At 41.5% G+C, this 13,333-nt stretch carries 12 protein-coding genes; all 12 read right to left on the minus strand.

Translation table 11 applies throughout. The features are described from left to right. Positions 1-3 precede the first annotated feature (3 nt). On the minus strand, positions 4-1,293 hold the full coding sequence (gene ftsA / locus FLK61_RS11250) for a cell division protein FtsA (RefSeq protein WP_176009553.1): 1,290 nt from the start codon (positions 1,291-1,293) through the stop codon (positions 4-6). Between the two features lie 102 nt (positions 1,294-1,395). Continuing rightward, on the minus strand, positions 1,396-1,749 hold the full coding sequence (locus FLK61_RS11255; RefSeq protein ID WP_176009554.1) for a small basic family protein: 354 nt from the start codon (positions 1,747-1,749) through the stop codon (positions 1,396-1,398). After that, positions 1,749-2,447: a DUF881 domain-containing protein gene (locus tag FLK61_RS11260; protein ID WP_176009555.1), complete on the minus strand. Its 699-nt coding sequence runs from the start codon at positions 2,445-2,447 to the stop codon at positions 1,749-1,751. Before FLK61_RS11260 ends, FLK61_RS11255 begins: the two co-directional genes overlap by 1 nt. Before the next feature lie 5 nt (positions 2,448-2,452). Beyond that, positions 2,453-3,148 carry a DUF881 domain-containing protein gene (locus FLK61_RS11265; RefSeq protein ID WP_249777585.1) on the minus strand — a complete coding sequence of 232 codons (696 nt, stop codon included), beginning with the start codon at positions 3,146-3,148 and terminating at the stop codon, positions 2,453-2,455. Next, positions 3,138-3,926, minus strand: a complete 789-nt coding sequence (locus tag FLK61_RS11270; protein WP_176009556.1) for a cell division protein FtsQ/DivIB — start codon at positions 3,924-3,926, stop codon at positions 3,138-3,140. The genes FLK61_RS11265 and FLK61_RS11270 overlap by 11 nt, the downstream gene beginning before the upstream one ends. Before the next feature lie 16 nt (positions 3,927-3,942). Continuing rightward, complete coding sequence (murG, locus tag FLK61_RS11275; RefSeq protein ID WP_176009557.1) at positions 3,943-5,046, minus strand: undecaprenyldiphospho-muramoylpentapeptide beta-N-acetylglucosaminyltransferase; 1,104 nt, start codon at positions 5,044-5,046, stop codon at positions 3,943-3,945. Between the two features lie 112 nt (positions 5,047-5,158). Further along, positions 5,159-6,268, minus strand: a complete 1,110-nt coding sequence (spoVE, locus tag FLK61_RS11280) for a stage V sporulation protein E (RefSeq protein WP_176009558.1) — start codon at positions 6,266-6,268, stop codon at positions 5,159-5,161. Between the two features lie 57 nt (positions 6,269-6,325). Then, positions 6,326-7,672 carry a UDP-N-acetylmuramoyl-L-alanine--D-glutamate ligase gene (murD, locus tag FLK61_RS11285; protein WP_283811843.1) on the minus strand — a complete coding sequence of 449 codons (1,347 nt, stop codon included), beginning with the start codon at positions 7,670-7,672 and terminating at the stop codon, positions 6,326-6,328. Further along, complete coding sequence (gene mraY, locus FLK61_RS11290) at positions 7,672-8,646, minus strand: phospho-N-acetylmuramoyl-pentapeptide-transferase (RefSeq protein ID WP_176009559.1); 975 nt, start codon at positions 8,644-8,646, stop codon at positions 7,672-7,674. The genes murD and mraY overlap by 1 nt, the downstream gene beginning before the upstream one ends. Before the next feature lie 21 nt (positions 8,647-8,667). Beyond that, a complete protein-coding gene (locus FLK61_RS11295; RefSeq protein ID WP_176009560.1) occupies positions 8,668-9,819 on the minus strand; it encodes a UDP-N-acetylmuramoyl-tripeptide--D-alanyl-D-alanine ligase in 1,152 nt (383 codons plus the stop codon). Beyond that, a complete protein-coding gene (locus FLK61_RS11300) occupies positions 9,820-11,286 on the minus strand; it encodes a UDP-N-acetylmuramoyl-L-alanyl-D-glutamate--2,6-diaminopimelate ligase (RefSeq protein ID WP_176009561.1) in 1,467 nt (488 codons plus the stop codon). 64 nt (positions 11,287-11,350) lie between these two features. After that, positions 11,351-13,270: a stage V sporulation protein D gene (locus FLK61_RS11305; protein WP_176009562.1), complete on the minus strand. Its 1,920-nt coding sequence runs from the start codon at positions 13,268-13,270 to the stop codon at positions 11,351-11,353. Positions 13,271-13,333: the final 63 nt, after the last annotated feature.

Consider the following 13,333-nt stretch of genomic DNA (forward strand, 5'->3'; position numbering starts at 1 on the left):
AGCTTACTCTAAAAATGACTTAAACATTTTTGATACTCGTGATTTTAATCCAGGCCCTTCCTTCTCTTGCCTCTGGGCGGGTACCTTTTCTTTTCGATCACGCTTTGGCTCTTCTTCTCTTGGCGCATGATCTGTTATTCCATTACGCAATTCTTTTCCTTGAATCTTCGCATTTCGATGTGCAAATGTAATGAGGCCAACCCCATTTGTAAAATGTGGTTCTCTAACACCAAGATAATCTGGTACAGATATGCGAACGTTGGCATTCAAGACATCTCTTGCTAATTCTAACACACCTTGGGTTTTAGCGTTACCACCGATTAAGACAAACCCTCCAGGTAAATTGTCAAATCCTAAACGATCCACTTCGCGAGCAACTAGTGTAAGGATTTCCTCTAAACGAGGCTCCATAATATTTGCTAGCTGCCACTGTGAGAACTCTTGCTTTTGATTACTCCCAATCTCTGTTACTTGGAAAACATCGTCGTCTGATGCTTCGCTAATAAGCGCATGTCCATGCTCCAGCTTAATGACATCAGCCTCTTCAGCCGACGTTCTAAAGCCAATAGAGATATCATTTGAGACATGGTCACCACCAATTGGTATTTGAGTAGCTCCATGCATAACGCCACCTTCAAAAACAGAGACAGTCGTTTGACCGCCACCTAAATCAATGAGAGCAACGCCAAGACCACGTTCATCCTTCGACAGTGCAATAGAGCCTGCAGCAAGAGGTTGGAAGACTAGGTCTGCAATAGTTAGTCCAGCCTTCTCCACACACCTTAGTACATTATGTAACATAGTTTTAGAACCCGTTATGATCGTCCCTTCCATTTCAAGACGAACACCAATCATGCCTCTAGGATCATTAATTTCATCCAGCCCATCTACGATGAACTGCCTTGGAATAACATCAATGATTTCTCTCTCAGGTGGGATTGACATGACTTGTGCAGCTTCAATAACTCGTGTTACATCAACGTCCCCGATTTCTCTATCATCACTTGATACAGCGACAACCCCGTGACAGTGTTGAAGTTTGATATGATTCCCTGTAATTCCAACGATTACGTTTTTAATAGACATTCCAATCATTCGTTCTGCTTTTTCTACTGCGGAACGAATAGACTGAATGGTATCATCAATATCGACGATTGCCCCTTTTTTCATCCCTTTAGATTCAGCTTCTCCGACTCCAATTATGTTAAGAGAGCCGTTCGTCATCTCTCCAATAATAATCTTAACGGATGATGTGCCAATATCTAACGCCACGTATGTACTTTCTTGATTCATTATAGGCACCTCCTTTTGCGACCAAACTCATTCAATAACGTTCATTATTGAACCTATTCGATACGAACAATCAATTCCCTTTTTATTTGTTCGAAAAACATTTTATTTTGACGACCGGCTTTTCCATCTTTGTAGTAATATTCTTCTGATGATTGCAATATTTTGAAAGAGACGAACGCCAAATGCAAAAATTGCTGCTAAATATAAGTCTACACCAAGATATACACCGAGAAAAGCTAAACTAGTCGCAAGCAATATATTTGTAATAAATCCAGTTACAAACACTTGTTCATCAAATACTTTTTCAAGCTGTGCTCGAACCCCTCCAACAAGGGTATCTAGTGCTGCTAATACAGCAATTGATAAATAACTTGCGTAGACATCCGTGAGCGTAATATCAGCAAAAAATCCGAGGATCAGCCCGAGCAATAATCCTAGTACGGGTAGCATCCACATTATAATTCCTCCTCCACTGTCTCCATGTACCTTACTCGGTGAGAGCTATCAAACGCTGGTACCGTCAGTTCTTCAACTGGCTCAGAGTGGAAGGTGAGGTTTTCCAACAAAAATAATTCGCGCGACTCTGCAGACATTAAGGCAAAGTGCAGGGCTTCTGGATTATCTGTAATGACATGAATTTCTAATGGGAAGTAGGGAAGCCACTTTCCATTTACTAACGTTCGTCCATTTGCTTCACGAATTGCTGTTGTTGAAACAAGTCGTTCTGCTCCTACAGAAATATGAGCAGCTCCTATTGTATTAATATCATTTAAAAGCATTCTGAGTAGATAGGCAGGAACGGTAGAAATACCTCCGCCGTCATAGTCTAATGACAGAGCAATATCCACTGTAACCACAACTCCAGGACCTGATACCTCTGTCAGTCCCGCTTCTTCTTCAAGTGCTGTAAGGATCTCCGTCATTGTGCCTTCAATATTTTCCATATCTTCATATTGAGCTAAAAGCTCTCGTTGCGTACGAATATCTTCTCGCAGCTGCTGTTGTCTTTCCTGCTGACTTAATAAAGCCTGTCTAATTTCGACAGCGTTTCGTTCTCCGTTTGACGCTGTCTCTCCTACTGATTGAAATTGAACAGCTATCATAAACCCAATAACAAATGTTACACACGTAAAAACAAAAACTGCCTTTTTCACGTGCATCAACCTCTTTCACTAGCGATTCGTTCAAGATATACTTCCGATTGCTTTTCCACTCGTACTTGAACATTCTCATTAACGAGCTGATCCGTAACTCCGCCAGTTAACTGCAAAGACTCCTCTAATGTTTCTTGCTCGCCAATTGCAGTAATTACGAATGGAGCAAACGACGTATTCCCATCCACATCAATGACCGGACCTATACAGTTAATCGCTGACTGATGGTTAATCCTATATCCATTGATCGCAATGGCTTCCGCTCCAGCTACTAATAGCTCATCAATCACAACCTGTAGATGTTGCTCGTGTACAATATAGTCATTCGGATTGTCTGACCCAGGTATGTACTCCGCGTCATCAAGTGTGACCTCAATGCCCATACCTTTTACAGGAACTTCTCCGGTTACCATTCTCAGTCTATCAATATCCTCAATATAATTAAAATAGGTGCGCTCTTCTTGAGAAATAGTATCTTCAAGAACTTGGAGCTCTTGTTGCACAGACTGTAGCTCCTCTTCCAAACTAAGCGTTGCTTCCTGCTCGTTCAACAGCTCTAGACGAAGTTCGTCATCTAGCTCCCACGAGTCCACTTGTGACTCACTCGCTCGGTTACTCGTCGTTTGCATACTCCACGCAACCAAAAATCCAGTTACGAGTAAAACAAATGTTAACATGATATAGGTTGTACTACGATTCACCTACCTCTTCTCCTTCCTCCAATTCTCCTTCTTCCAAGGCGTTCGCTGGCTCAAAATAAGGATTCATTCTCATATGAACGACTCCTTCAACAGATGCATCTAATTGAGAAACAACTGCTGGATACGTAGCCATTCGTGAAGCAAAGTTTCGTACCGTTGAACTAACTGTAAAACCATCTGTCATAAATAATGTAATTCGCCCAGAATCGTTTTCCACTGGCGTATGACGAATGTCTGAAATACGCTCACTTACCTGTGTAGATAATTTCGATAGCTCGGTAACAAGCTCTCGCTGAAGAGAATCACTGCTGAAATCTCGCATGATTGGTGCTTCAGCTGGTGTCGACTCGATCCGATCAAGTCTTTCTCCAGTGTCAAGTAATGGAATATATTCATCATTCTCGTACATAAATGCAACAATTGCATGCTCCTCAATTGTAATAGACGTGCTAGTAAGTCCGGTTCTTGAAATAGTCGCAGAGGAAATAGCAGGGTTTGCTTCGATACGACCCTCTCTCGCTTCTTGATCAAGATTCCACATATTTACATCATTTAATAATCCAGATGCTTCAATCACCGATTCTGATGTCGCTTCAGTATTCCCATCAACCGAAACAGATTGCACGTTGCTTAGAGGACTTTGCAAATAAACAATACAGGCAATCAATAAGAAAAAAACGATGATATAAGAAATTAGACGCCTATTCGTTCGCCTTCGTCTCTGCTCTTTTAGTTGCGGAATTCGATTCTCTATATCGACCACTTTACGCTTTGCCACTGGCCTTCCCCGCCTTTTACTTACTAACTTTTATAATTGATTCCATGACACCAACTAGTTTAGCTGATGCTTCTGGCATTCCAGCTTCATATGCACTTCTGCTCATAAGAGACCATGCTTCGTTATTCTCAAGTAGATCATCGCAAGCTTTGAGGAGCACACTAGGTGTGACATCCTTCTCTAAGATAACTTTGGCAGCGCCTACCTTCTCTAAAGCTCGCGCATTTTTTTCTTGATGATTATTTGTCACATATGGGCTAGGAATTAAAATAGATGGAATTCCAAGCGCTGTTAATTCTGCTAACGTCGTAGCTCCTGCTCTCGCCACAACAGCGTCAATTTCCAGTAATAGCGCTGGCATATCATGGATGTATGGCACCGCTAAGATGTTCGGAGTTGCCTCTCCCATCTTTTGCTTGACCGAATCATAATGAACGTCTCCAGTGACATAAATACACTGGTAGGACTTAGATCCAAACTCTTCAAGTGATGCTAACATGGCCTCGTTGAGTGGACGAGCTCCCCGACTTCCACCAACAACTAATAATGTCTTTTTAGTTGGGTCGAGACCTAACTGCTTAATTGCTTCTTTAGACTCCGACTTCGCTTTAGCCGCAACCTCAGACGCCCTTGGGTTACCTGTAAAGATCGTCTTTTCTTTAGGGAAATACGAAGCTGCCTCTTCAAAAGAGATAGCCACTTTCGTCACGTATTTTGATAAGAACTTATTCGTAAGTCCCGGGACGCTATTTTGCTCGTGAATAATAGTGGGAATACCTAGTTTGCTAGCAGCATAGACGACAGGTCCGCATACGTAGCCACCTGTACCTATGACGACATCTGGACGAAATTCTTTCATGTATTTCTTTGAATCCGTAACGGCCTTTAAAAACTGATAAACAGTTCTCACATTATGTAAGGAAATCTTTCTCTTGAAGCCTGAGATTGTCACAGTTTTAAATGGTATATTTGATTTTGGTGCGATGGAGCCTTCAAGTCCATTTTCTGTACCGATGTATAAAAATTCAGCTTCTGGATTTACTGAAGCTATATGTCTAATAAGCGCAAGTGCCGGGTAAATATGCCCACCCGTACCTCCTCCTGATACTAATACTTTCATTATTTTCCCCCTAAATGACGTTATACAGCTATTCTACAGCATTTTTGCATAAAAATTAAGGTGATTCTTCGTTTTTCACACTATACCATTGTTTTTAGCATCAAATGAGTAATTAGCGTTTGATCTGACGAGATATATTCATTAAAATACCAAGCCCCACTAATAAAAGCGTGTAAGAGGACCCACCATAGCTAAAAAACGGTAGCGTTATTCCAGTGACGGGCATTAACCCAATGACTACAGAAATATTGATAAAAACTTGAATCATGATCATAGAAGTAATCCCTGTTGCGACATACGAGCTAAAGCGATCCGGAGCGAGAATAGCGATCCGAATTCCTCGCCAAAAGAGTACAAAAAAGGCAAGAAGGATAAGGCACGCTCCAATAAACCCTAGTTCTTCGGCGGTAATAGCAAAAATAAAGTCTGTCTGTGGCTCTGGTAAATAAAAATGTTTTTGTCTACTCCCCCCAAATCCTGTACCTAGTAACCCCCCTGGTCCAACTGCATAAAGAGACTGGATACTTTGGAATCCTGCTCCTAAAGGATCCTCCCATGGATCTAAAAAGGCAGTAATACGCTTCAAACGATAAGGGGCAGAAGCAATTAAGGCAACGAAGCCTGCCACGGCTCCAAGAAATAAGACAAAGAAATGCTTTAAAGATGCTCCGCCTACAAATAGTATGGCAATACACGTGCCTACTAAAACCGTTCCCGTCCCTAAATCAGGCTGTAGCATAATTAATCCAAATGCAGCGAGGATCCATAAAAGCATATGAAATAATCCTTTCCACGAAGCTATATCAATGTCCCCCATTGATAATCGTTTAGAGAGAAAGAGAATAAGCCCAAGCTTCATAAACTCAGATGGTTGAATAGAGAAGATCCCAACCCCTAGCCAGCTCTGAGCGCCTCCACGCACTAGCCCTACTCCTGGAATTAAAACAAGGATTAAAAATAAAAAGCACCCTGCTACAAGAAGATAACTGTATGTGGCAAAGATGGAATAATGAACTTTAGAAAGTACGATCATCAATAAAATGCCAATACATACAAATAGGGATTGCCTTTTAGCAAAAAACAAGGGATCTGAAAAGCGAAACTCTCCCCACACGGAGCTTGCACTATAAACCATTAAAAGACCAAAAATAATCAGTACCGTTATTGCGCTTAGTAGCCACCAATCTCTTTTATAACTCAAAAGGAACACCTCTGCTTCCATAAGCGTACAAGCCTCTGCTCGTACTAATCTATGAATGCAAACGTGTTCCTATGATAGTTAATCGTCTAAGTGATAAACAGCGTCTAAGAACGCTTTGCCTCGCTCTTCAAACGTCTTAAATTGATCCCACGATGCGCATGCAGGAGACAATAAAACAACATCGCCCTTGTTTGATTCTCTAAAAGCATGCGGAACTGCTTCAGAAAGGGTCTCAGTGACAATTGCTTTTGCACCAGCTCTTGTAGCAGCCTCTGCTAATAGCTCACTTGTCTCTCCGTACGATACTAGTGTGTGAACATTCGTAAGCTCTTTTTCGAGCTCATCAAACGATAATCCGCGATCAAGTCCACCAGCTATAAGTACAATGGGTTGCTCAAACGCTTGGAGAGCCGTTACAGTAGCCGCAACGTTCGTCGCTTTAGAGTTATTATAAAACTTACGGTCCTTTTTAGTCGTGACATACTGGAGACGGTGCTCGACACCGCTGAACGTTTGGAGAACGTTTTGAATTGTTTTTATATTCCCTCCAGCTAAGAAAGCTGCTGCGAGCGCAGAGAGAGCATTTGACACATTGTGCTCGCCTGGTAAGGAGAAAGAGTCGACCGTTACAATCTTTTCTCCTTTAAATTGTAAATATCCATCCTCCACGTATGCTCCGTCCACTTTTTTCTTTGTTGAAAACGGAACGAGTGTTGCTTTAGCATCTTTAATCATCTCACACACGATCTCATCGTCCGCGTTATAGATTAAATAATCGCTCTTTGTTTGGTTCATAAAAATTTGCTTTTTTGCTTCTATATACTCGTCTCTCGTTCCGTGATAATCGAGGTGAGCATCAATTAAGTTAAGAAGGATAGCAATCTTTGGGGCAAATGTATCTGTGCCCATTAGCTGAAAGCTAGACAGTTCTACGACCATGATATCGGACTCGGACGCTTGATTTGCCACTTCAGCTGCTACAACACCGATATTACCCGCTATGTGAGGTGTTTTGGCTCCACCAACTAACATATCATGAATATATGTTGTGGTTGTGGTTTTACCGTTTGAGCCAGTAATTCCAATCATGTCACATGGCGCGATATCATAAGCGATTTGTACCTCGGTTAATACAGGAATTTGAAGCTTTAATGCTTTTTTAATAAGTGAATGATCGTAGCGAATTCCTGGGTTTTTTACGACTGCGTAAAGTCCTTCGTGAACAAGTGATTCAGGATGCTCTCCACAAACAACGTCAAACCCTTCTTGTTGTAGCTCTTTGGCAGCATCATTTTGATCAAATGCTAGCTGATCATTAACAATGACCTTAGCGCCTAACTGTTTTAATATACGGGCAGCTGCAGTACCACTCTTTGCTAATCCTAATACAAGCACATGTTTTCCTTGCCAGCGAGAATGTGTCATTATACCCACACCTCCACGTAAACGCCTATGACGGCAAAAATAATACCGACTGTCCAGAAAGTGACGACGACACGCCACTCACTCCATCCGGAGAGTTCATAGTGATGATGTAATGGACTCATCTTAAATATGCGCTTTTTGCGCAGTTTAAACGATGCTACTTGTAGGATTACGGAGAGCGTTTCAATAACAAACACACCGCCAATGATGACCAATAGAAGCTCCGTTTTAGTTAAAATAGCGATCATCGCTATAGCACCACCAAGTGCTAGGGAGCCTGTGTCTCCCATAAAAACCTTGGCTGGATGCGCGTTAAAAACAAGAAATCCGAGAACAGCCCCTACTACCGCTATCGAAAAGATAGACACGCTCCAAAGCTCTAACGAGTAAGCAATAATAGCAAATGCACCGAAAGCCACTGCCGATGTTCCCGCAACTAGACCGTCTAATCCATCCGTTAAGTTAACGGCGTTACTCGCACCAACGAGCATGACAATAATCAACGGGAAGTATAATAAACCAATATCAAGAGACATATCGGTACCTGGTACCGCAATCTCCGTAGATAAACCAACTTGAAGTAACACCACATATACGATAGCCGAAATAACAACTTGACCTAAAAATTTCTGTTTTGAAGTTAATCCTAAGTTCTTTTTACGCGCTACTTTCAAATAGTCATCTAAGAATCCTAGAAGACCAAAGCCTGCAGTAACGAGGATGAGTAATAAAACATCGTAACCGATGGTGTCAAACTGACTTGTAAAGATCAAAGATGCAATGATGATCGAAAAGATGATCATTACTCCACCCATTGTAGGAGTACCTGTTTTTTTCAAATGCGACTGTGGCCCTTCCTCACGTATACTCTGGCCAAATTTGAGCCTTCTTAAAAATGGAATAACAATCGGTGACATGAGCACCGTAAGTAAAAATGCTAATAAAAGTGTATATAATAAACCGTGTTCCAGCATGGAACAATCCCCTTCCTACTTCTATGACAATTCGTTCATTATGGAATTGATCATTTCTTTATTTGCGCCTTTATATAAAAGTAAAGCGCCACTTTGTAATACATCGTATAAATCTCTGATAGCTTCGATGTGCGTTTTATAATACGTTGCCTTCACTGACGAAGCGTTTCGTTTCAATGCATCTACGACCCAAAACGCTTTTTCGCCTATCGCATAAATTTCTGTGATCTCACGAGGCAAGTGCTTAGCAAAAAATTCGTGAATAATCTTATGGTCTGAGCTATTCAAAAATCCTTCATCGATCATAAGAATGCGAGAAGAAGCTGTGCCTAAATGAGCAAGTAAACCAATGGAATAATGCATTCGTTCTTCATCAAAGGCAACATCCTCCATGATTACTTGAGAATGGAATACGTTACTCACATGAATATGTAAGTCAGACGAGGAAATTGGTTCGATTTCATTTTCGCCCAGGTACTGTAATGTGTTAATCGATGCGGTTACTTGTTTGTTGAAAGCATGCAACCAATCATGATTTATTAAATCGTTCTCCTCATTTGCAATAAACGTCTTATTTGAATCATGGATAATGGCTTCAACGATCTCACTAGGTAAAGTAGACGTGACAATAGACACCTCTGGTTTGACTAAAGATGATAGTATGCAGGCCTCTTTCTCTACTACAGTCATAATTAAATACTCATGTTGGTCGTTAGGTGCATTTACTACTGCTTCATATATATTCGTATAGTGTAACGAATCAATGTGTAAGACAGAGCAATCTAAACGGTTTTGTAAAATAGATGCAACTAATTGAGTAGTGTAATCTCCTACTACTAAAATAACCTTCGATGGCAACGTACTCGCATAATAACTTGCAAGCTTCTGAAACGTGGTCTCCGGATCCTCAACAACGATGAGTGGAAATTTGTCTGATATGGAAGCGGGCCTCGGCTCCCCTTGCCTCCATAAAGAGGCAATACAGCCATTCTCAATTGCTTCTTCAATAAAATAGTGTCCATCATACATCCCGTGACGAATCGGAACAAACAAGTCTCCTTGTTGCACGTCGCCGCTTGCGGCTTTTATACCAGCAAACGAAGTAGATGGATCTAATTTAAAAACTGTCCCTCCAAACAGGTCGTTTAGATCTTTAACGGAGATACGACTCATCTATTTCCACTCCTTTAGCGCGTCATATGCCACCTTTCGATCATCAAACGGGTATTTGACTTTACCGATTTCTTGATAGGTCTCATGCCCTTTGCCAGCAATAAGTATAACATCCTCAGGCTCCGCATGAGCAATCGCAGTTTTAATAGCTAGCTCACGGTCTTCAATTACTTCATGATTATCTTTAGATAGTCCAACTATCATATCGTCTAAAATAGCTTGAGGATCCTCCGTACGAGGGTTGTCAGACGTCACATAGACCTTATCAGCTAAATCCTCCGCAATTCTCGCCATTAAAGGACGCTTTGTTTTATCACGATCACCACCACATCCGACGACAGCAATAACTCGTTTTGACGTTAAGTCTCTTGCTGTCTCTAAAACGTTTTGTAAGCTATCTGGCGTATGTGCATAGTCAACAATAGTATGCACAGGAGCCTCCGTAATGACTGGTTCAAATCTACCCGGAACGCCGCGAAGGCTAGGGACGATTTTCACTATCTGCTCCAGTTCATAGCCTAATGCATAGGATGCTACTATAGTCGCAAGAATATTTGAAATAGAAAACTTTCCAGGTAAATGCGTTTCAACTTTATACTTTTGCCCTTTAGCAAGTAGGGTAAAGCTCGTTTTAGAAGGAGTTAAGCGCACATCTATTGCTTGAAAATCAGCTTCACCTAGCCCATATGTCAAGACAGGCGCAGCTGTACTTGCAATCATTTTGCCAGCATACGCATCGTCGTTGTTAATGACAGCTTTGGGTTGACGGTGTCGATCAAACGTATTTCCAAGCTGGCTAAATAATAGTGATTTAGCATGAGCGTAATCATTCATCGTTTCATGATAGTCTAAATGATCTTGCGATAAATTAGTAAATACCGCTACTTCAAAGGAAGTACCATGACTCCTCCCAAGCTCAAGAGCGTGAGAAGACACTTCCATTGCCACCGTTTCTACACCTTCTTTACACATATCGCGAAGCGTTCTTTGTAAAACGAGCGATTCTGGTGTTGTATTACTTGTTGCTACTTCTTTACCTACGTATTTAGCATACATCGTTCCAATTAACCCTGTCTTTGCACCAAGCTCTGTTAGTAACTGATCGAGAAAATGAGTAACGGATGTTTTGCCGTTTGTACCTGTTACACCTATCATCCTTAAATGTTTGCTAGGATTATCATAAAAATGTGTTGCCAACTGCGCCATTGCTCGTCTAACGTTAGGTACCAGAATCATCGGTACATTCACATCTAACTCACGATCTACTACAAGAGCACTCGCGCCATTTTCAACAGCTTGTGTTGCAAAATCATGACCATCCACTGTGTACCCAGGCACGCAAAAAAATAACGTCCCTGGAGAGACAGTTCTGGAGTCCATTTCTATGTGAAGAATGTCGATATCTTCTTGATTTTGTCCAACTCGTTTTGATACTGGTAATAACGCTTCTAAATCTCTTAGCTTCATGTCTAATCATCCTTCTCCCCCGGAACCTTCCGTTTGCTCAGTTTTCATTTTACTTTGCCTTTGTTTATTTGTCACCCATATATATAAGAATCGTATCCGTCGCCTGAATTTTTGATCCTGGCTCAGGTGATTGCGAAATAACAACATTGCCATCACCTCTCGGCTCGATCTTTATCTGATAGTGCCCTTCCATTAATTCTTTTTTGGTGCGTCCAATTAAATCAGGAACAAGCGTCTCTTCAGGATCAAGCCACGTTCGCTCTTTTTCAATTTGATCTTTTCTTTTTGGTACATCTAGCGTAATGAGACTATCTTCGATTATGTTCCCCACTATTGGAGCTGCAACGACACCACCAAATTGCACCGTATTTTTCGGGTTGTCTATCGCCACATATACGACTATTTCAGGATCGTCCATTGGCGCAACACCAATAAAGCTCACAATATGATTGTTTTCTAAGTAACGACCATCCTTTGCCTTCTGGGCTGTACCGGTTTTACCTCCTACACGATATCCATCTACAAATGCGCCTTTACCAGTTCCTTTTGCAACAACATGTTCTAACGCATTTCGCACTTCACTAGACGTTTTTTCAGAGATGACGTTACGTTTTAACGTTGGTTTTCGTTCAATCAAAATGGTACCGTTACTGTCTCGCCATTCTTTTAACAAGTATGGTTCCATCACATTTCCCCCGTTAACAGCAGCTGAGACGGCAACAACCTGCTGTAACGGCGTTACAGCAACGCCTTGACCGAATGCCGTTGTCGCGAGCTCTAAAGGCCCCACCTTATCCTCATCAAACAAGATTCCGGTTCCCTCTCCTTGTAAATCTATGCCCGTTTTTGACCCAAAACCAAACTCACGAATGTAAGAAAATAACTTTTCTTTACCAAGTCTTTCTCCTAATACGACAAACCCTGGGTTACAGGAGTTTTGAACAACTTCTAAAAAGGTTTGAGATCCATGTCCCCCCTTTTTCCAGCAGCGCAGACGTGATCCTGCTACCTCGATATACCCAGGATCATAAAAACGATCTCGTTCAAGATCAACTAAACCTTCCTCCAGTGCTGCAGCGAGTGTGATGATCTTAAAAGTAGAGCCTGGCTCATACTGACTCCATACAGGTTTATTTTGGTTAAAAATTTCAGGTGCAACGTCTTGGAAATGCATCGGATCAAAGTGAGGTCTTGAAGACATGGCAAGTATTTCACCAGTCTTAGGATTCATGGCTATCGCAATTGCCCCATCAGGACTATATGCCGCTTCAGCTTGATCTAATTCTCTTTCAACTATTTGTTGTATATCTTTGTTTATTGTGAGCACTAAATTATTGCCAGGCTTCGGGCTTTTATATTCATCTCCCATCTGTTCCATGCGTCTGCCTTTCGCATCAGCATAAAAAGAGAGATTCCCCTTTTCTCCTTTTAGTGAACTATCATAAAACAGCTCAAGTCCCGCAAGTCCTTGATTATCAATACCTGCAAATCCAAGGACATGCGATAAAAAAGCTCCTTCTGGATAGTACCTTTTATAGTCTTCTGCTAAATAAATCCCTTCGAGCTGAAGCTTTCGAATTTCTGATGCTAGTTCTGCACTCATCTTCCTTGCGCCTTGCTTCATTCGAACTATCGACTCATTTTGTGTGAGGAGAGCGTAAACTTCTTCCTCTTTCATCGATAATAATGGCGCTAATACCTCTGCTGTTTTTTCTTTATCGCTAATTTGACGAGGAATTGCAAACAGCGTTTGCGCTGTAATTGAGGTCGCCAAAAGCTTCCCCTCACGATCTAAAATGTCGCCTCGTCGACCTTCAAATGGGATTTCTCGACCCCAAAGATCGCTCGCAAGCTCTGTTATATCAGCTGATTGTACGAGCTGCACATACGCTAATCGAATAGCTAATGCACAAATCATCACACAGCCGATGAGCAAAACGAAGAGTAAACGATTATTTCTCACTCTGCTAGGTATTTGTCGCATTCCTTCCTCACTCCCTATCTATCAGGACTGATTCACGATATGCAAAAAAAGGACAAGGTAGAA

Origin of the sequence: Paenalkalicoccus suaedae (assembly GCF_006965545.2) — a bacterium.
In the GTDB taxonomy this organism is placed as follows: Bacteria; Bacillota; Bacilli; order Bacillales; family Salisediminibacteriaceae; genus Paenalkalicoccus; species Paenalkalicoccus suaedae.

Excerpts from the sequence above, each read along its gene's own strand:
- FLK61_RS11300 (WP_176009561.1), bottom strand. The coding sequence starts at position 11,286 with ATGAAGCTAAGAGATTTAGAAGCGTTATTACCAGTATCAAAACGAGTT.
- FLK61_RS11295 (WP_176009560.1), bottom strand. The coding sequence starts at position 9,819 with ATGAGTCGTATCTCCGTTAAAGATCTAAACGACCTGTTTGGAGGGACA.
- FLK61_RS11305 (WP_176009562.1), bottom strand. The coding sequence starts at position 13,270 with ATGCGACAAATACCTAGCAGAGTGAGAAATAATCGTTTACTCTTCGTT.
- FLK61_RS11255 (WP_176009554.1), bottom strand. The coding sequence starts at position 1,749 with ATGTGGATGCTACCCGTACTAGGATTATTGCTCGGGCTGATCCTCGGA.
- murD (WP_283811843.1), bottom strand. The coding sequence starts at position 7,672 with ATGACACATTCTCGCTGGCAAGGAAAACATGTGCTTGTATTAGGATTA.
- mraY (WP_176009559.1), bottom strand. The coding sequence starts at position 8,646 with ATGCTGGAACACGGTTTATTATATACACTTTTATTAGCATTTTTACTT.
- ftsA (WP_176009553.1), bottom strand. The coding sequence starts at position 1,293 with ATGAATCAAGAAAGTACATACGTGGCGTTAGATATTGGCACATCATCC.
- spoVE (WP_176009558.1), bottom strand. The coding sequence starts at position 6,268 with ATGGAAGCAGAGGTGTTCCTTTTGAGTTATAAAAGAGATTGGTGGCTA.
- murG (WP_176009557.1), bottom strand. The coding sequence starts at position 5,046 with ATGAAAGTATTAGTATCAGGAGGAGGTACGGGTGGGCATATTTACCCG.